The organism is Uruburuella suis (assembly GCF_004341385.1).
GTDB lineage: Bacteria > Pseudomonadota > Gammaproteobacteria > Burkholderiales > Neisseriaceae > Neisseria > Neisseria suis.
The window spans coordinates 23,494-42,923 of the sequence record NZ_SLXE01000024.1 but is presented as its reverse complement, the minus strand read 5'-3'; the positions used below and the strand labels follow the sequence as shown (position 1 = coordinate 42,923).

At 55.8% G+C, this 19,430-nt stretch carries 17 protein-coding genes and 1 pseudogene; 9 read left to right on the top strand and 9 right to left on the bottom strand.

Annotation, left to right across the window (positions count from 1 at the left end; genetic code table 11):
• The 9 genes and pseudogenes from EV680_RS08995 to nadE all read right to left on the bottom strand — a co-directional run.
• Nucleotides 1-227, bottom strand: a pseudogene (locus tag EV680_RS08995) (DNA recombination/repair protein RecA); the annotation flags it as partial.
• Between the two features lie 668 nt (nucleotides 228-895).
• Nucleotides 896-2,077, bottom strand: coding sequence for an NAD(P)H-dependent flavin oxidoreductase (locus EV680_RS08990; RefSeq protein WP_132954410.1), 1,182 nt, complete (start codon nucleotides 2,075-2,077; stop codon nucleotides 896-898).
• 333 nt (nucleotides 2,078-2,410) lie between these two features.
• A complete protein-coding gene (locus EV680_RS08985; protein WP_132954407.1) occupies nucleotides 2,411-3,238 on the bottom strand; it encodes a symmetrical bis(5'-nucleosyl)-tetraphosphatase in 828 nt (275 codons plus the stop codon).
• A 66-nt stretch (nucleotides 3,239-3,304) separates the two neighbouring features.
• Entirely contained in the window at nucleotides 3,305-3,694 is a 390-nt protein-coding gene (locus EV680_RS08980) for a RidA family protein (protein ID WP_132954406.1), read from the bottom strand.
• Nucleotides 3,695-3,928: 234 nt separating this feature from the next.
• Entirely contained in the window at nucleotides 3,929-5,104 is a 1,176-nt protein-coding gene (gene hemW, locus EV680_RS08975) for a radical SAM family heme chaperone HemW (protein ID WP_132954405.1), read from the bottom strand.
• Between the two features lie 105 nt (nucleotides 5,105-5,209).
• The gene (gene mutM / locus EV680_RS08970; RefSeq protein ID WP_132954404.1) at nucleotides 5,210-6,037 is read right to left on the bottom strand and encodes a bifunctional DNA-formamidopyrimidine glycosylase/DNA-(apurinic or apyrimidinic site) lyase; all 828 of its coding nucleotides are present in this window, start codon (nucleotides 6,035-6,037) and stop codon (nucleotides 5,210-5,212) included.
• A 148-nt stretch (nucleotides 6,038-6,185) separates the two neighbouring features.
• Entirely contained in the window at nucleotides 6,186-7,574 is a 1,389-nt protein-coding gene (fumC, locus tag EV680_RS08965; RefSeq protein ID WP_132954403.1) for a class II fumarate hydratase, read from the bottom strand.
• Between the two features lie 389 nt (nucleotides 7,575-7,963).
• Nucleotides 7,964-9,205: a multifunctional CCA addition/repair protein gene (locus tag EV680_RS08960; RefSeq protein ID WP_132954402.1), complete on the bottom strand. Its 1,242-nt coding sequence runs from the start codon at nucleotides 9,203-9,205 to the stop codon at nucleotides 7,964-7,966.
• Nucleotides 9,206-9,662: 457 nt separating this feature from the next.
• Nucleotides 9,663-10,454: an NAD(+) synthase gene (nadE, locus tag EV680_RS08955; RefSeq protein WP_132954401.1), complete on the bottom strand. Its 792-nt coding sequence runs from the start codon at nucleotides 10,452-10,454 to the stop codon at nucleotides 9,663-9,665.
• 169 nt (nucleotides 10,455-10,623) lie between these two features.
• On the opposite strand from nadE, the gene EV680_RS08950 reads away from it, so the two are divergent.
• The 9 genes from EV680_RS08950 (at nucleotide 10,624) to EV680_RS08910 (ending at nucleotide 19,346) form a co-directional block, all read left to right on the top strand.
• Entirely contained in the window at nucleotides 10,624-11,547 is a 924-nt protein-coding gene (locus EV680_RS08950) for an AEC family transporter (protein WP_132954400.1), read from the top strand.
• Between the two features lie 54 nt (nucleotides 11,548-11,601).
• Entirely contained in the window at nucleotides 11,602-11,835 is a 234-nt protein-coding gene (locus EV680_RS08945) for a cytochrome b6 (RefSeq protein ID WP_132954399.1), read from the top strand.
• A complete protein-coding gene (locus tag EV680_RS08940) occupies nucleotides 11,832-12,164 on the top strand; it encodes a DMT family transporter (RefSeq protein WP_132954398.1) in 333 nt (110 codons plus the stop codon). Before EV680_RS08945 ends, EV680_RS08940 begins: the two co-directional genes overlap by 4 nt.
• Nucleotides 12,164-12,580, top strand: a complete 417-nt coding sequence (locus EV680_RS08935; RefSeq protein ID WP_132954397.1) for a gamma-butyrobetaine hydroxylase family protein — start codon at nucleotides 12,164-12,166, stop codon at nucleotides 12,578-12,580. The genes EV680_RS08940 and EV680_RS08935 overlap by 1 nt, the downstream gene beginning before the upstream one ends.
• Before the next feature lie 22 nt (nucleotides 12,581-12,602).
• Nucleotides 12,603-13,340 carry a bifunctional demethylmenaquinone methyltransferase/2-methoxy-6-polyprenyl-1,4-benzoquinol methylase UbiE gene (ubiE, locus tag EV680_RS08930; RefSeq protein WP_132954396.1) on the top strand — a complete coding sequence of 246 codons (738 nt, stop codon included), beginning with the start codon at nucleotides 12,603-12,605 and terminating at the stop codon, nucleotides 13,338-13,340.
• Nucleotides 13,341-13,561: 221 nt separating this feature from the next.
• Nucleotides 13,562-14,383, top strand: a complete 822-nt coding sequence (locus EV680_RS08925; protein ID WP_132954395.1) for a basic amino acid ABC transporter substrate-binding protein — start codon at nucleotides 13,562-13,564, stop codon at nucleotides 14,381-14,383.
• Nucleotides 14,384-14,718: 335 nt separating this feature from the next.
• The gene (locus EV680_RS08920; protein ID WP_132954394.1) at nucleotides 14,719-16,404 is read left to right on the top strand and encodes a glutamine--tRNA ligase/YqeY domain fusion protein; all 1,686 of its coding nucleotides are present in this window, start codon (nucleotides 14,719-14,721) and stop codon (nucleotides 16,402-16,404) included.
• A 264-nt stretch (nucleotides 16,405-16,668) separates the two neighbouring features.
• Entirely contained in the window at nucleotides 16,669-17,928 is a 1,260-nt protein-coding gene (gene rho / locus EV680_RS08915) for a transcription termination factor Rho (RefSeq protein ID WP_132954393.1), read from the top strand.
• A 62-nt stretch (nucleotides 17,929-17,990) separates the two neighbouring features.
• Nucleotides 17,991-19,346 carry a deoxyguanosinetriphosphate triphosphohydrolase gene (locus tag EV680_RS08910; protein ID WP_207894322.1) on the top strand — a complete coding sequence of 452 codons (1,356 nt, stop codon included), beginning with the start codon at nucleotides 17,991-17,993 and terminating at the stop codon, nucleotides 19,344-19,346.
• The last annotated feature ends 84 nt before the right edge of the window (nucleotides 19,347-19,430 follow it).

The following is a 19,430-nucleotide window of genomic DNA, read 5'->3' as shown; positions in this document are numbered from 1 at the left end:
CAGAGGGTGGTTTTGCCGGAAGATTCGGGGCCGAAGATTTCCACCACGCGCCCGCGCGGCAGGCCGCCGACGCCGAGGGCTAAATCGAGGCCGAGCGAGCCTGTGGAGATGACTTCGAGGTTTTCGTCTTTGTGGCTGCCGTCCATTTTCATGATGGAGCCTTTGCCGAATTGTTTTTCAATTTGGGCTAGGGCGGCGGCCAGGGCTTTGCTTTTTTCGTCTGACATAAGGGCTCTCGTATGTAAACTAAGAATTATCTTAGCTATTGTCTCATAAAATAAGAAAAAGTATAGTTTTATTTGGTTTTGTTGCTGAATTTTTAATGCAGGCCGTCTGAAAAGCTATGCCGGTGCAAATGTGTGCGGCTGTTATTATAAACCATAAGCATGTATGAAACGATGCGCAAACGTCATTTAATATCCATTCGAAAAAATAACCTGACTGCGTTGGCTCGCCTAGGGTCTGTTCACAATTCATCTGCGAGTAAGATTTTGAGCGCAAAAGCGTGGCTGCAAGGCGAAAAGCACAGCAAGGTTGGACACCTTGCGAGCATTTTCAACGCAGCAGGCGCGTTTTTGAGCCAAAATATTGCCGCGTGATGAAATGTGAACAGACCCTAGCCATACTATAGTGGAATGCATAAAAAAGTGATACGGCGGGTAGGTTGGGTTGAAAACCCAACAAATCCACAAGCCGTCTGAAACGTTGGGTTTGGCAACCCAACCTACGCTGTTTCAGAGTGCATTTCGTGTCACTTTTTCTTGCATTTCACTATAGGTGTACTGTCGCAGGCTTCCGTCTTGTTATCTTATTTTTTCGAATGGGTATAAAATGGGTATAAAAGGCCGTCTGAAAACAAAATGTTTTCAGACGGCCTGGTTTGGCAATGCGTTGATTAAGCCTGCTTTTGCAAGGGCATCACCAATGGCATTTCGCCGCTGAGCAGATAATGAATGGTTTCTTGCACGCTGTGCAGGGTTTTGCCGAAGGGCAGCGGATCTTTGCCGCGGAAGAAGAGGCCTTTGTCCACTTCGCCGCGCCAGGCTGCGGCGAGTTTAAGGTCGATGCAGAATTGGCCGACTTTTTCCAAGCCGTCGCGCAGGCCGCACACGGAGAGGCAGTTGATGCCTTGGGTGCAGCGGCGCTGGTCGGCCTTGGCATTGGCTTGCAGCACGCTTTCGCGCTTCATATAGCTTTCGAGAAATTTGGTTTTCACGCCGCGGGCGGGCAGGCCGGCCACAGACATGAATTCCACCACTTGCTCGGTGTCGGCACCCGCAAGGGTTTTCTTGAAGTTGATGTGGGCATCGCCCTCGTGGGTGACGGCAAAAGCGGTGCCGATTTGCACGGCCGATGCGCCCCATTCTTTGAGCGCGGTGTGGATTTTTTGAAAATTGGCCATGCCGCCGGCGAGCACGAGCGGGATTTTTTCGCCTTCGAGGCCGAGCTTTTTAAACACTTCGAAGGTTTCTTCAATCACGCGTTTGAATTCGAATTTGGCATCGTTTACACCATCTACCGTCATGGCACCGAGGTGGCCGGCGGCGTGGGCGGGGTGCTCGATCACGATGGCATCGGGCAGCACGCCTTTTTTCATCCAGCGTTTGAGCACGATATTGATGCCGCGCGATTCCGATAAAATCGGCAGCAGCGCGATATCGGGGTAGCCTTCGGCCATTTCGGGCAAGTCCAGCGGCAGGCCGGCACCCATCACGATGGCATCGGCGCCGGATTCGCAGGCCTGGCGCACCAAGGCTTGGTGGTCTTTCACCGCTTTCATCACGTTGACGGCAATCATGCCGCGGCCTTCTGAATCGGCTTTGGCTTTGGTGATTTCGCGGTCGAGCGCGATGCGGTTGAGTTTGTCGTATTTGGCTTCGGTGGGGTTGATTTTGGATTCGGCCAGCAAATCGTCGTGCAGGTGGCGCAAATCTACGCTGGCAATGGTGCCGACGCCGTTTTCACGCGCCACGGCGCTGGAGAGGCTGGATGCGGATATGCCTACGCCCATGCCGCCCTGCACAATCGGTATCAGCGATTTGCCGCGGATAATCAAGGGGTCGAAAGGGTGTTGCATGGTGTTTCCTTTGTAATGAATGCGGGTGTGTGTGGAAAACGGCGGTGTTTTAATCGTTGTGGGTTTGTCGGGCAGGCGGCTTTGCATGTGCATCGGCGCTTGTTTGCCCGGCCGACTTTAGAAATTATACTCTAACTGTATTCAAAATTAGAGTAATACTATAGTTTTTGTGGCCGCCAGGCTGTAAAATTTGGTATATTTTTAATAATTGTATTTTAAATCAATTATTTATATTTTTAAAAGTGTTGTATGTATATTGGTAATTTCGGCAAATATTTTGTTCAACATCATTTTTGAGGCCGTCTGAAAGTTTCAGACGGCCTCAGCTTCGGCTCAGGCCAGCGTGGTTTGCCAATGTAGGCGGCTGCCGGATTCGACTTGGCTGATTTGGCGGTCGGCCAGATTCACGGCGGTGAGCGGGCCGCCCCATAAGGCGCCGGTGTCGAGCGCGAGCACGCCGCATTGGTCGAAAAAGCCCAGCGCCGACCAATGGCCGAACACGATGGTGTGGCTGAGGTTTTGGCGCTCGGGCGCTTCAAACCAGGCGCGCAGGCCGTTGGGTATGTCGGCTAAGCCGGCTTTGAAATCGCAGTCGATTTCGTTTGCATAAGTGAGCGCTCTCATGCGGGTAAACGCGTTGGTAATCACACGCAGCCGGTCATAACCACTCAGTTGGGCGCTCCAGGCGCGCGGTTTGTTGCCATACATATGGGCGAAATAGGCATCGGGGCGGTGGCGCAATTCGTGTGCCACTTCTTCGGCCAGCGTGTTCGCCTGCGCAATGCTCCATTGCGGCAGCAAGCCGGCGTGCACCAGCACATATTCGTTGTTGCTCAGCATCAAGGGCTGGGTGCGCAGCCAGTCGAGCAGGGTGCGGCGCTCGGGGTGGTTGAGAATATCGTCGAGCGTGTCGCCCCGCTTGAGCCTGCCGTGGCCGTGCGCCACGGCGAGCAGGTGCAGGTCGTGATTGCCCAACACAGTGCGCACGCTGCTTTCGTGTTGGCGGGCAAATTGCAGGCATTGCAGGGATTGGGGGCCGCGGTTGACAATGTCGCCGGTGAGCCAGAGGGTGTCGGTGCCGTGGTTGAAACCGATTTTGTGCAGCAAGGCATCGAGCTCGTTGTAGCAGCCTTGCAGATCGCCGATTGCGTAGTGTGCCATAGGATTCAGATATGTGTTCAGACGGCCTTGAGTTGAGGCCGTCTGAAAAAGGATAAACGGGAAATATTACAAATCGAGCACCAGCACGGCATCGGCTTCCACTTGCACGCCTTTGGGCAGGGCGGCCACGCCGATGGCGGCGCGGGCGGGATAGGGCTGGGTGAAATATTCGGCCATCACTTCGTTAAACACGGCGAAATTGCCCAAATCGGTGAGGTAGGCGTTGAGCTTGACGATGTCGTCGAGCGAGCCGCCGGCGGCTTGTGCCACGGCGCGCAGGTTTTTAAACACTTGATGCGCTTCGGCGGCAAAATCGCCGTTGCCAACCACGTTCATGCTTTGCGGGTCGAGCGGAATCTGGCCGCTCATGTAAACGGTGTCGCCGCTGCGCACGGCTTGGCTGTAGGCACCGATGGCGGCGGGGGCGTGGTTGCTGTGGATGATGGTTTTGCTCATGTGGCGCTCCTGATGAATATAGATTGGAAAAAGGATTATCTTATAGATAAAGGCTTTTGGCTATGCTCATACCCATTCGAAAAAATAACCTAACTGCGTTGGCTCACCTAGCCATACTAAGTGTACTGTCGCAGGCTTCCGCCTTGTTATCTTATTTTTTCGAATGGGTATCAGATGGCCTGTGCGGCTGAGGCCGTCTGAAAAACATATCCGAAAAACATAACGGATGCAGGCTTATAAAAAGCATTGCAGCAAATCGTTTAAAAAGCGGCGGCCGTGTTCAGACGGCCTGAAATAGAGCGGGTCTTGATCGAGCAGGCCTTTTTGCTGGGCGGCTTGAATTTGCGCGGCGATGCGGGCGGGCGCGATGCCGGTGCGCTCTTGCAGCAGGGTGGCAGGCACGCCTTCGTGCAGGCGCAGCGCGTTCATCATAAATTCAAACGCCAAATCTTCGGCGGCAATGCGTTTGCGCTCGATGGCCTCTGCCGGCTTGCCCTGCATGGCGGCCAGATAATCGTTGGGGCCGCGGCGGCGGGTGGTGCGCTCGATATGGGTGGGATAGGAAATTTTGCCGTGGGCGCCGGCACCGATGCCCAGATAATCGCCAAATTGCCAATAATTGAGGTTGTGGCGGCAGGCTTGGCCGGGGCGGGCAAAGGCGGAAGTTTCATAGTGGTCAAAGCCGGCATCGGCCAAGGCTTGGTGCACGGCATCTTCAATATCTTGTGCGGCATCGTCATGCGGCAGGCCGGAAGGCGGCGTGTGGCCGAAGGGCGTGTTGGGCTCCATGGTGAGGTGGTAGGCGCTGATGTGGCCTGCGCCGGTGGCGAGGGCGGTGTGCACATCTTGCCGCGCCGATTCCATATTTTGGCGGGGCAAGGCATACATCAAATCGATGTTTACCCGCTCAAACAATGCCTGCGCCGCATCGATGGCGGCCAGCGCTTCATGGCGGCTGTGGATGCGGCCGAGCGCTTGCAGCGCCTGATCGTTGAAGCTTTGTACGCCGATAGACAAGCGGGTGATGCCGGCATCTTTAAAGCCGCGAAACTTTTCTTTTTCAAACGTGCCCGGGTTGGCTTCGAGCGTGATTTCGGCTTGCGGCTGCAAGGGCACGAGCGCGCGCACGCCGCTGAGCAGGCGTTCGATGGAAGCCGCCTGAAACAGGCTGGGCGTGCCGCCGCCGATAAAGACGGTTTCCACCGGTCGCCCCCAAATATTGGGCAACTCGGTTTGCAGATCAAGCAGCAGCGCATCGATATAGGCGGCTTCGGCCAAATCGCTTTTGGCTTGATGGGAATTGAAATCGCAATACGGGCATTTGCGCACGCACCACGGAATGTGGATATAAAGCGATAAAGGCGGCAGGGCGGCGAGCTCGCCGGGTTTTTGAAAAGTGATAAGCGACATGATTGGCAATGGTGGCCGCAAGGCGGCAGGGTTTGTTGAATGAAAGCTTGGGCGCAGGATGGCAGTTTATCGGTGCGGCGGTTAAAAAGCAGCAGGCCGTCTGAATTATTTTTGGCAACGTGTGCAATAAAACGTGCCGCGTTGGCCGATAACGGCTTTGTGTATTAAGTCGCCGCATTGCAGGCAGGGCTGGTTGTGGCGGCCATACACGGTGTATTCCTGTTGGAAATAGCCGCTTTTGCCGTCGCTGTTGACAAAATCGCGCAAGGTGCTGCCGCCGGTGGCGATGGCGCGCTGCAACACGGCCTGGATGGTTTCCACCAATAAAGCGCATTCTTGGCGGGTGATTTGATTGGCGGCCCGCATGGGGGAAACGCCGGCTTTAAACAGGCATTCGTTGGCATAAATATTGCCCACGCCCACCACCACAGCGTTGTCCATCAGCGCAAGCTTGGCCGCGCGCTTTTGTTTGCGCAGCTTTTCGTAAAGATAATCGGCATTAAATTGCGGCGAGAGCGGCTCGGGGCCGAGCGCGGCCAGCAAAGGGTGGTGCTCGGGCGCGCCGGCAAACCACAGCACGGCACCGAAGCGGCGCGGGTCGTGCAGGCGCAGCACGGTGCCGTCGGCAAACACGATATCCACATGGTCGTGTTTGTCGGGGGAGGAAATGCGGGCATCGCCGGCGGTAAAAATGCGCAGGCTGCCCGACATGCCTAAGTGAATCAGCACAATGCCGGTGGCAAAACGAATCAGCAGATATTTGGCACGGCGCGTGCATTCGAGCACCGTTTGGCCTGCCAAGGTGTGTGCCAAATCATCGGGAATGCGCCAGCGCAGCTTGGGTTGGCGAATAATGGTATTGGCAACGGTTTGGCCGTGGATATGCGGGCTGATGCCGCGTAGGGTGGTTTCGACTTCGGGCAATTCGGGCATGGTTTTTCTTTGGTGGCTGGGGTTTGGTGGTAAGTGGGCAAAATGAGGGGCAAACGGCAGATTTAAAGAGCGCTTGCTTTAAAAGCGCGTTGGAGAGGCCGTCTGAAACGTTTCAGACGGCCTGATAAGCTTCGTTTGGCTTTGCGTTTTATTTCGGTCGCACCATTTCTTCGGGCTGCACCCAGGCATCGAATTCTTCGGCGCTGACGAGGTTTAATTCTGCCGCCGCCTGCTTGAGAGTTTTGTTTTCCCGATAAGCGGTTTTGGCGATTTTGGCGGCGTTTTCGTAGCCGATGTGGCGGTTGAGTGCGGTGGCGAGCATCAGCGAATCGTGCAGGAAATGATCGATTTTTTCGGGCACAGGCTTGATGCCTGCGGCGCAATGGCGGTTGAAGCTGTCGCAGGCGTCGCCGAGCAGGCGGATGGATTGCAGCAAATTGTAGGCAATCACCGGCATAAACACATTCAGCTCGAAATTGCCTGAAGCGCCGGCGATGCCGATGGTGGTGTCGTTGCCCAACACTTGCGCGGCCACCATGGTGAGCGCTTCGCTTTGGGTGGGGTTGACCTTGCCCGGCATGATAGACGAGCCCGGTTCGTTTTCGGGAATGCGCAATTCGCCCAAGCCGCAGCGCGGGCCGCTGGCGAGCCAGCGGATATCGTTGGCGATTTTGTTGAGGCTTACGGCCAAGGTTTTGAGTGCGCCGCTGGCAAACACGGCGGCATCGCGGGCGGCGAGCGCTTCGAATTTATTCGGTGCGCTTACAAAAGGCAAGCCGGATAATTCGGCCAACGCGGCGGCGGCTTTTTGGGCGTAATCAGGGTGGCTGTTGAGGCCTGTGCCCACGGCCGTGCCGCCCAAAGGCAGCTCGTAAAGCCCTTGCAAGGCGGCTTCGAGGCGCTGCAAGCCGTGATCCAGCTGGCTCACATAGCCGCTGAATTCCTGCCCCAGCGTGAGCGGGGTGGCGTCTTGCAGATGGGTGCGGCCGATTTTGATGATGTGGTCGAATGCGGCCGATTTTTGCTGCAAGGTGTCGCGCAGCGCCTGCACATTGGGCATCAGAAAATGTTTGATTTCGATGGCGGCGGCCACATGAATGGCGGTGGGAAAGCTGTCGTTGGTGGATTGGGCTTGGTTAACGTGATCGTTGGGGTGCACCGGCGCATAGCTGCCGCGCGGCTGCCCGGCCAATTCGTTGGCGCGGTTGGCCAGCACTTCGTTGATGTTCATATTCGATTGCGTGCCTGAGCCGGTTTGCCACACCACCAGCGGAAACTGGTCGGCCAGCTTGCCGGCCAAGATTTCATCGGCAGCCTGCATAATCAGGTTTTTGCGCGCTTCATCAAGCCTGCCGAGCGCGGCGTTGGTTTGCGCGGCGGCTTTTTTCACCAGCGCCATCGCGCGTATCAAGGGCGCGGGCAGGGTTTCGCCGCCGATTTTGAAATTGTCGCGGCTGCGCTGGGTTTGCGCACCCCAATAGGCTTCGGCGGGCACAGCCACTTCGCCCATGGTGTCGGTTTCGATGCGGGTGTTCATCGGCGGCTCCTGTGGTGGTGGGGTTGAGTGAATATTCTATTGATTATAAATGATAGTCAGTATTGATTGTGATTAAATTAATTGAAATAAACAGGCCGTCTGAAAGGCTTTCAGACGGCCTGTTTGATTGTTGTATTTCAATATCCATTCAAAAAAGTAAGTTTGCGTTTGCGCCTTTAAAAAAAAGATGCAAACACCGTGAATATAAATTCATAAAAAAGCCGTCTGAAAGACGGTCGGGTTGGATTGGGCTGCCAAGGCCGTAACCCAATGTTTGTTTTCCAACCGATTGATTTGATAAGGCCGTTTGAGTTTTTGGGTTATGCCTGCGGCTAAGCCAAGCTGCGCGGATGAGCCATTGCTTGGCTGATGCATTGAAGCGGATGCGCTTAATGCGTGCGTCCGTGCTGTTGTTTATAGGCATTTTGCAGCGGCGTGATTTTTTCGATGCGGGCTTTGTCGATGGCTTCGGCAATGCGTTGCGGGGCATCTTGGTGGGCGGCGGCGATGGCGGCGGTGTCGATTTCGGTGGCGGCGTGCAGCAGCGCGAGCCAGTGGGCGCGTTGCGGATAGGGCGCGCTTTCTTTGCCCAAGCGGCCTTGCGTGTCGGCCACGCACACGTTTAAGGCCGTCTGAAAGCGTTCGGGGCGGCGGAAGGCATCGGTTTGCTTGAGCTTTTTGAGCACGGTTTGCGCGCGCAATTCGCCCACGGAATGAAACACAATATGCCAGCGGCACACCAATTCGGCCAGTTCGGCGCAGGCTTTGGGCGCGCGCAGGCGCCGGTTGACTTCGCGAACCGGTGCCACGCCGGCGATGTCGTGGCCGTGGTGGCGCGGCAAAATTGCGGCGGGGGTGAGCGCTTTGCCCAAGTCGTGCAGCAGCGCGGCGTAGCGCTCGGACAGGCTTAAATTCATGGCGGCGGCGCGTTGCAACACCATTAATGTGTGGATGCCGCTGTCGATTTCGGGGTGGTAGTCGGCGCGTTGGGGCACGCCGAAGAGGGCGTCGATTTCAGGCAAAATCACCTTGAGCGCGCCGCAATCGCGCAAAACTTCTATCATGATGTGCGGCTGCGGCTCCATCAACCCTTTGGCCAGCTCCTGCCACACACGCTCGGCCACGAGCGCACCGGCTTCGCCGGCGGCCACCATGTTGCGCATCAATTGCAGGGTTTCGGGGGCAACGGCAAAACCATAGCGGGCGGCAAAGCGGGCAGTGCGCAAAATGCGCACCGGGTCTTCGGCAAAAGCGGGCGACACATGGCGCAGCAGGCCCAGCTGCAAATCGCGGCGGCCGTTGAAAGGGTCGATAATCTGCCCGTCGGCGTTTTGCGCCATGGCGTTGATGCTGAGGTCGCGCCGCGCCAAATCCTGCTCCAGCGTGACATCGGGCGCGGCGTGGAAAGCAAAGCCGGCATAGCCTTTGGCGGTTTTGCGCTCGGTGCGCGCCAGCGCGTATTCTTCGTGGCTTTGCGGATGCAGAAACACCGGAAAATCTTTACCCACCGGCCGATAGCCCGCCGCGAGCATGGCATCGGCATCGGCGCCCACCACCACCCAATCGCGATCGGCCACCGGCCGCCCCAGCAAGGCATCGCGTACAGCGCCGCCAACAAGATAAATTTGCATGATTTGAGGCCGTCTGAAAAGAAACAGCGCTTATTTTAGCGGAAAACGCGCTTGAGGCGCATTCTGAAGCAGATAGCTTGCTTTTTTTGGGGGTATCACAATAAAGGCCGTCTGAAAAAAGTTTCAGACGGCCTTGCTCATTAAACCGCGCAGCGTGGGCTTTGCCTGCGAACCAAACTGGCGTACTGGGCAGCACAAAATACCGGCGCAGCGCTTATACCAATCCAAAAAAATAAGCTAACTTCGTTGTCTCTCCTTGCCGTACTATCTGCACTGTCGCAGGCTTCCGCCTTGTTAGCTTACTCTTTTGAATGGGTATTATTTGTTCACTTTGTTGGATTTCGTGGGCAAAGCCCGCGCTACCAGCGCTGCCTCAACCCAAAACAAACAGGCCGTCTGAAACTTTTATATTCAGACGGCCTTGGTCATTTAAAGCCGCCATTAAGCACAACAAAACCTAAGCGAGCAAATGCGGCGGAATTTCACACACCGGAATCGGGTTAACCTTATGCTGCATGGCGCGGTGCAGGCGGGTGTAGATTTCCAGCACTTCACGCTCACGGCCGCTGAACGCTTCGGGCGGCGCTTTGCCATACACGCTCATCGCCCATTCCAATTCGGGGTAGCTTGCGCCCATTTGCTGCTCGTCGGTGCGCTCGGTGTCCCACAGGCCGTCGGTGGGCGTGGCTTGGCGGATGGATTCGCTTACATCAAGCGCTTCGGCCAGGGTGTAGATCTGCGTTTTGAGCAGGCCGGCAATCGGGCTGATGTCCACGCCGCCGTCGCCGTATTTGGTGAAAAAGCCCACGCCGAAATCTTCCACTTTGTTGCCGGTGCCAGTCACCAAAAGGCCGTTGATTTGGCCGTAGTAATAAAGTGTGACCATGCGCAGGCGCGAGCGCGCGTTGGCCAGCGCCAGCTGTTTGGCGGTGAAATCGGCTTCGTTTACATCAACTGTGGCGGCAAATTGCTCAAACGTGGGGGTTAAATCCACGCGCAGGCCGGACACGTTGGCAAAGCGCTGTTGCAGGTTTTCGATATGCAGCTGTGCGCGGTCGATTTGGTCGGCTTTTTGGCGGATGGGCATTTCCAAAAGCAGGGTGTTCAGGCCGGTGCGGGCGGCCAGAGCCGACACCACCGCCGAATCGATGCCGCCGGACACGCCCACCACAAAGCCTTTGGCGCGCGCGCCCTCGGCATAGCTTTTCAACCATTGGGTAATGTGTTCGATCACGGCTTGGGTTTGCATGAAGTTTCCTTTCGGCAGGCTTGAAGAGGGCGGTAAAACATTAATATAGCGCGATTTGAGGCCGTCTGAAAGGCGGCGCGGCGATTTTGGCGGCAAACAGGGCGACAGGGCGCCGGTTAAGGTTTAAAATATTAACGTTTTTTCAGACGGCCTTTGCCCCGAGTGTTTTATGCTTGCCATTTTAACGATTACCATGCCGATTTTCATCATTATGGCGATGGGCTATTTTTCGGTGCGCTTTGATTTTTTCACCGAAGTGCAATTGGCGGGCATCGGCAAATTTGTGATCCGCATCGGCCTGCCCATGTTGGTGTTTCACGCCATCACCACACGGCCGCTGAGCGATGTAATCAATTTGAATTATCTTTATGGCTACGGGCTCGCTTCGCTGCTGGCATTTTTTGCGGGCTGGGGCTTGAGCCGCCGCCGCGGCCAGGATGCCACGCTCTCGGCGCTCAACGGCCTGGCCACCGGCATGTCGAACACGGGCTTTATCGGCTACCCGCTCTTGGCGATGGTGATAGGGCCGCAGGCGGGCGGCTATTTGGCGATGAATGCGCTGCTGGAAAATATTTTGGTGCTGCCGCTGATGTTTATTTTGATTGATGTGGCCCGGGGCGGCAGCGGTAAAATCAGCACCACGCTTTGGCGGGTGGTGAAAAATCTGCTGAAAAACCCGATTATCGGCTCGCTGCTGTTGGCGCTGGTGTTTGCCCTGTGCCGGATTCCGGTGCCGGCGGTGGCGGAAAAAGTGGCGGCGATGCTGGCTTCGGCGGCTTCGCCGCTGGCGCTGTTTGTGATCGGCGGCGGCCTTTACGGCTTGCGCATCCGCGGCGGCATGGCCGATATCAGCGTGATTGTGGCGGGCAAATTGCTGCTGTTTCCGGCGCTGGTGGTGGGTTGCTTGTGGCTTTTCGGCGCCGATCATGACACGGTGTTTGCCGGCGCGCTTTTGGCCAGCGTGCCGATGGCGAGCATGTATCCTTTGTTTGGCCGCCAATACGGCTTTGAGCAGCGCACGGCGGCGGCGATGCTGGTAACCACCATCGCTTCTTTTTTCTCGATTTCGCTGGTGTTGCTGCTGTGGCATTGAGGCCGTCTGAAACGCGATTTCTGTTACAATGCGGTTTTATTTCGGGCTGCTGCCATGAGTGCCAACGCTAAAATAAAATTTGCTACCCGCATGGCTTTTGTGTTTATCGCCTTGATGATGCTGGCTTTTGTGCTGTTTGTGCTGGTGATGCTGCTGCCTTGGGGCTTGAGCGGTGCGCAGCAGGTGTGGGCGGTGCGCATTATTTTATATGTGCTGGTGGCGTTTGCTTTGCTGGGCGGGGCTTTCAGTGTGCGCGTGGCTTGGCTGCGCAAAAGGTTGGGGCAATGAAGATTTGGTTGTTGTTGGTGCTGGCGATTATGCTGGAAATTTGCGGCACCAGCCTTTTAAAAGTGAGCGACGGCTTCAGCCGTCTGCTGCCGGCCATCGGCGCGCTGGTTTGCTACAGCTTTTCGTTTTACCTGCTTTCGCTGATTTTGCGCAGCCTGCCGGTGGGCATTGCTTATGCTTTGTGGTCGGGCGTGGGCATTATCGGCATTTCGCTTATCGGCTGGTTTTTTATGAACCAAAAGCTCGATGCGGCCGCGATGGCAGGCATTGCGCTGATTATCGCCGGTGTGTTGGTGATTAATCTGTTTTCCCAATCAGGAGCCCATTGATGAAACACGATATGCCTGAAGAAATCCGCCTGCAACAAGGCCGCGCGGCGCTCACGCTGGTGTATGGCGGCGCGGCCCAATCGCTGCCGGCCGAATTTTTGCGCGTGTATTCGCCCAGCGCCGAAGTGCGCGGCCATGCGCCGGGGCAGGAAACGCTGCAAACCGGCAAAGCGGGCGTCACCATTGCCGGCCTCGAGCCGGTGGGGCAATATGCCTTGAAAATCATCTTTTCAGACGGCCACGACAGCGGCCTTTATGATTGGGACTATTTATATAATCTGGCGCACGGATACGATACAATGTGGGCCGATTATCTGCGCAAAATCGAGGCGGCCGGCGCATCGCGCACCGCTTCGCCGCAAGATGCCGTGCCGGCCAAAAGCGGCTGCGGCACCGGCGGTTGCGGCAAACATTAAATGCTGTTTTCAGGAAAAAAACATGAGCGACAATAAAACCCATTTCGGCTATCAAACCGTTGATGAACAAGAAAAAGCCGGCAAAGTGGCCGAGGTGTTCCACTCGGTGGCGAAAAATTATGACATCATGAACGATGTGATGTCCGGCGGCCTGCACCGCGTGTGGAAACATTTCACCATCAACACCGCACGCCTGAATAAGGGCGATAAAGTGCTCGATATTGCCGGCGGCACCGGCGATTTGTCGCGCGGCTGGGCCCGGCGGGTGGGCAAAACCGGCGAGGTGTGGCTCACCGACATCAATTCTTCCATGCTCGGCGTAGGGCGCGACCGCCTGCTCAACGAAGGCGTGATTTTGCCGGTGTCGCTGGCCGATGCTGAAAAGCTGCCCTTTCCCGATAATTATTTCAACCTTGTTTCCGTGGCTTTCGGCCTGCGCAACATGACCCACAAAGAGGCGGCGCTCAAGGAAATGTATCGCGTGCTCAAGCCCGGCGGCACTTTGCTGGTGCTCGAATTTTCCAAAGTGTTCAAGCCTTTGGCACCGGTTTACGATGTGTATTCGTTTAAACTGCTACCGCTGATGGGCAAATTTATCGCCAAAGATGCCGACAGCTATCAATATCTGGCCGAATCCATCCGCATGCATCCGGATCAGGAAACGCTCAAGCAAATGATGCTCGATGCCGGCTTCGATAGCGTGGATTACCACAATATGAGCGCCGGCGTGGTGGCGCTGCATAAAGGCGTGAAATTTTAAATGCCATTTGCTTGCAGGCCGTCTGAAAGATTATGTTTCAGACGGCCTGATTCGTTTGCGTAAGTTTTAAATTATTTTAGCAATGAAAAATATTGTGCCGCCGAAAAAGCATGGTCGGCACGAAAAACGCTATTGTTAACAATTTTGCTGCTTGCGGCTGAACTTGTGTATGATTCGGTAAATGTAATTTACACAAGCTAACTATATTAAAGGAAACCTGTATGTTGAAGAAAACCACCGTGTTGGCTGCCGCCATTGCCGCCGCCCTGATGCTGGGCGCTTGCTCCAAAAGCGACAGCAGCCAAGCGGCCGCCTCTGCGCCGGCTGCCGAAAAAGCCTATGTGGTGGCCACCGATGCCACTTATGCGCCGTTTGAATACCTCGACGATAATCAGGTGGTGGGCTTTTCCAAAGATATTTTAGAGGCGATTGCCGCCAACCAAGGCATTAAATTCAACTTTGCCAACACGCCGTGGGAAGGCATTTTCGCCACGCTGGGCAAGGGCGACAGCGATATTGTGTCCTCCAGCGTCACCATCACCGATGAGCGCAAAGGGCAGATGGATTTTTCCGACCCCTATTTTGAAGCATCGCAATTGATTGTTACCGGCGAAAAAGGCAGCGGCATCCAATCATTCGCCGATTTGAAAAACCACACCGCCTCCGTGCAAACCGGCACTACGGGCGATTTGGTGCTGCAAAAGCAGCAGGGCGGCACCAGCGCCAACATCAAGCGCTTCGACACCATGCCCTTGGCGCTTAAAGAGCTGCTCACCGGCGGCGTGGACGCTTCCGTGGGCGACAACGGTGTGATTCAAAACTTTGTCAATAACAACCCTGGTGTGAAGCTCAACACCATCAGCGACCCGGCTTTTGAAAAAGAATACTACGGCTTTGCCGTGAAAAAAGGCCGCAGCGATGAATTGCTGTCTAAAATCAACGCCGGCATTGCCGCCATCAAAGCCGATGGCACTTACCAGAAAATTTATGATAAATGGTTTGGTGGTGCGCAACAAAAAGCCGCATCGGGCGAGAGCAAATAAGCACGCCGGATAAAGCCGGGCCGTCTGAATCGTTCAGACGGCCTCTGTGTTTGCAGAGCAAGGCACGCCACCGCTTTGGCCGATGGCCAAACGTCGGATTCAAGAATCCGACCTACGCAGATGGTGCTGTCGAACTGCTTTTATTTTGTAAGGTTATTTTTTTGAATTGGTATAAAACCGGCACAATAAAAGCGTGTAAACAGGCTCTTAGAGGCCGTCTGAAACGGCACTTGAATTTTCAGGTACAATACACCATATCTTGCTTTCTCTTTTTCAGACGGCCTGCACCATCAGCCCGCTGAAACACCAATCTTTCCACACGGCCCGCATTTATTATGATGAACAAAGAACAATTTGCCGACAATCACTTTATCCGCAACGTGATTGACGAAGACCTCGCCAGCGGCAAACACAGCAGCATCCACACCCGCTTTCCGCCCGAGCCCAACGGCTATCTGCACATCGGCCACGCCAAATCCATCTGCCTCAATTTCGGCCTTGCTTATGCTTATGACGGCGTGTGCAATTTGCGCTTCGACGACACCAATCCCGAAAAAGAATCCGACGAATATGTGCGTGCGATTAAAGAAGACGTGCAATGGTTGGGCTTTGAATGGCTGGGCGAGCCGCGTTTTGCATCGAATTATTTCGACCAATTGTTTGATTATGCCGTGGGCCTGATTCAAGACGGTAAAGCTTATGTGGACGATTTAAACGCCGAAGAAATGCGCGAATACCGCGGCACGCTCACCGAGCCCGGCAAAAACAGCCCTTATCGCGAGCGCAGCATCGAAGAAAACCTCGATTTATTTATGCGCATGAAAGCCGGCGAATTTCCCGACGGCAGCAAAACCCTGCGCCTGAAAATCGACATGGCCTCGGGCAACATCAATATGCGCGACCCGGTGATTTACCGCATCCGCCGCGTGCATCACCACAACACCGGCGACAAATGGTGCATCTACCCGATGTATGACTACACCCACGCCATTTCCGATGCCATCGAACACATCACCCATTCGCTGTGCACGCTCGAATTTGAAGCGCACCGCCCGCTGTATGACTGGGTGCTCGACAACATCCCCATCGACAACCACCCGCGCCAATACGAATTTTCGCGGCTGGAGCTGCTTTATTCCATCACCTCCAAACGCAAGCTCAACCAATTGGTGAGCGAAGGCCATGTGAAAGGCTGGGACGACCCGCGCCTGCCCACCATTTCCGGCATGCGCCGCCGCGGCTACACACCCGAAGGCTTGCGCCTGTTTGCCAAACGCGTGGGCATTTCCAAAAGCGAAAACGTGGTGGACATGAGCGTGCTCGAAGGTGCGGTGCGCGAAGTGCTGGAAGATTCCGCCCCGCGCATGATGGCCGTGCTCAACCCGATTAAAGTCGAATTGGTGAATTATGATGAGGCGCTCACGCAAAGCCGCAGCGCGCCTTACCACCCGCATCATCCCGAATTCGGCGAGCGCGAAGTGCCGATTGCGAAAACCATCTATATCGAAGCAGACGATTTTGCCGTCGATCCGCCCAAAGGCTGGCAGCGCCTCACCCCCGGCGGCGAAGTGCGTCTGCGCTACAGCTATGTGATCAAATGCGAAGAAGTGGTGCAAGATGCAGATGGGCGCGTGGTGTCGCTCAAATGCAGCATCGATCACGACACCTTGGGCAAAAAGCCGGAAGGGCGCAAAGTAAAAGGCGTGATTCACTGGCTCTCGGCCGAGCATGCCGTGCCCGCCACCGTGCGCCAATACGAGCGCCTCTTTACCGAAGCCCGCCCCGATGCCGTGCGCGGCGCCGATGGCGAATACCTGCCGTTTACCGATTTTCTCAACCCCGAATCGGTCACCGAAATCAGCGCGTGGGTGGAGCCTGCCGCCGCCGCACTGGCGCCTGAAAGCCATTATCAATTTGAGCGCCTGGGCTATTTCGTGACCGACCGCCACGACCACACGCCGGACAACACCGTGTTTAACCGCACAGTTACTTTGAAAGACACTTGGCAGGCGAAAGAGTAGCGCAGTCAACAAAGGCCGTCTGAAAGCAGATTGTTTTCAGACGGCCTTTTTCCAGAAGGCGGCTTTATCGCAGCGCTTGTCCAAAAAGTTGACAATCCTGCGCCAAATGCCTACAATCAGCGCCTGACAAGCACTTTGTCGTTCTTATATGCCGGCATCATCTGCCGTAACATCCCGCTCCATCGCCACAACAGATTCCCGATAATATCAGACGGCCTTTTTGCGCGTCTGCGCCTAACTCATACATATATAAAACTGAAAAATATGCACGTTTCCGAACTACAAACCCAGCACATTTCCAAGCTTTTGGAAATGGCCGAACAGCACGGCATTGAAAATGCCAACCGCCTGCGCAAGCAAGACCTGGTTTTTGCGATTGTGCGCCAAATGATGAAGCAGGGCGAAGCCTTTACCTGCTCGGGCACGCTCGAAATTCTGCCCGACGGCTTCGGCTTTTTGCGCAGCTCCGACACCTCTTATTTGGCCGGCCCCGACGATATTTATGTGTCGCCCAACCAAATCCGCCGCTTTAACCTGCACACCGGCGACACCATCGAAGGCAGCGTGCGCGTGCCTAAAGACAACGAGCGCTATTTCGCGCTGGTGCGGCTCGATAAAATCAACGACGATCCGCCCGAAGTGTGCAAACACAAAATTCTGTTTGAAAACCTCACGCCGCTGTTTCCCACTCGTCAGCTCAAGCTCGAGCGCGACATCAAAGCCGAAGAAAACATCACCAGCCGCGCCATCGATTTGGTGTCGCCCATCGGCATGGGCCAGCGCGGCCTGCTGGTGGCGCCGCCCAAATCCGGCAAAACCGTGATGCTGCAAAACATCGCCCACGCCATCACCGCCAACAATCCCGAAGTAGAGCTGATTGTGCTTCTGATCGATGAGCGCCCGGAAGAAGTGACCGAAATGACCCGCTCCGTGCGCGGCGAAGTGGTGTCGTCCACTTTCGACGAGCCGGCCACGCGCCATGTGCAAGTGGCTGAAATGGTGATTGAAAAAGCCAAGCGCATGGTGGAGCACAAAAAAGACGTGGTGATTCTGCTCGATTCCATCACCCGCCTGGCGCGCGCCTACAACACCGTGGTGCCCGCATCAGGCAAAATCCTCACCGGCGGCGTGGATGCCAATGCCTTGCACCGCCCGAAGCGCTTCTTCGGCGCCGCGCGTAATATCGAAGAGGGCGGCTCGCTCACCATCATCGCCACTGCGCTGGTGGAAACCGGCAGCCGCATGGACGACGTGATTTTCGAAGAATTCAAAGGCACCGGCAATATGGAATTGCACCTCGACCGCCGCTTGGCCGAAAAACGCGTGTTCCCCGCCATCAACATCAACAAATCCGGCACCCGCCGCGAAGAATTGCTCGTGCCCAACGACCAATTGCAGCGCATGTGGCTGCTGCGCAAATTCCTGCACCCGATGGACGACATCGAGGCCACCGAATTTTTGGTGGGCAAGCTCAAAAATTCCAAAGACAACAACGACTTTTTTGAATTGATGCGCGGCAAATAATCAAACACAAGGCCGTCTGAAACTTTTCAGACGGCCTTTTTCACATGAAAGAAACCCCGCCCATGAGCACGAAAATGAACTGGCAGCAATTGCTCAGCACCCAACGCTTCCGCCCCAAAGACGGCGAAATCATGCCCACCAGCACGCCTTCCACGCAAGAGGGTGCCGATGCCTTGCGCACCGATTTTCATATCGATTACGACCGCGTGGTGTTTTCCGGCGCGTTCCGCCGCTTGGGGCGCAAAACCCAGGTGCACCCCTTTGCCGAGCACGACCACACCCACAACCGCCTCACCCACAGTGTGGAAGTGGCCAGCGTCGGCCGCAGCTTGGGCAACCGCGTGGGCGTGATGATGCAAACAGGCGAATTTCTGCCGCTGGGCAGCACGCCGAGCGACATCGGCGCCGTGGTGCAAGTGGCTTGCCTCGCGCACGATTTGGGCAACCCGCCTTTCGGCCACACCGGCGAAGAAGCGCTGCGCGACTGGTTTCGCAAACCCGCGCATGCCTGCTATCTGGCCGGCCTGAGCGAAGCCGAGCGCAACGATGTGCAAACTTACGAAGGCAACGCCCACAGCCTGCGCCTGCTGGCCAGCCTGGAAATGTATTGCAACCGCGGCGGCATGCGCCTCACCGCCGCCACCATCGGCACACTGCTGAAATATCCGTGGACCACGCTGGCGCCCAACGGCCGCAAAAAATTCAATATTTATCAAACCGAGCTGGCCTATATCCGCCGCGTGGCGCAAGAATTGGGCCTGCCCGAGCTCGAGCCCGACCGCTGGGCGCGCCACCCTTTGTCTTATTTAATGGAAGCGGCCGACGATATCTGCTATGCCTTGCTCGATTTGGAAGACGCGGTGGAAATCGGCTTGCTGGGCGATGCCGAAGTGGAAAGCATATTGGCCGAGCTCACTTTTGTGGAAACCACCTGGCATGCGCAATCGAGCCGCCAGCGCTGCGCCATGTTGCGCGGCATCGCCATCGGCCGGGCTATTGATGATGTGGCGCAAACCTTTATGACGCACCAATCGGATTTGCTCAACGGCCGCTTCCAAGGCAAAGATTTGCTTTCTTTGTGCAGCCCCGAAGTGCGCAACACGCTTGAGAAAGCCAAAGAATTGGCGCGCACACGCATTTTCCGCCACCAAAGCAAGCTGATGACCGAAATCGCCTCGTTTCCCTGCTTGGGCTCGATACTCGATTTGCTGGTGCCCGCCGCACATGCGTTGATTACAGAAGGGCAGGTGAGCGTGCGCCAATCGCTGGCGCTCGAATTGCTTAACCACGACAATCCGGTAACCGCAAACGACACGCTCTACGAGGCTTATATGAAAATACTCGATTTTGTCGGCGGCATGACCGACAACGCCGCCGCCCGTATGGCGCGCGAATTGTCGGGCATCGGCATGGTGTAAGCTTTTCAGACGGCCTTTGCATCATTCATGCAGGCCGTCTGAAATTAAATACAGATTGAATTCAAAAGATTAAAACAATCGTCA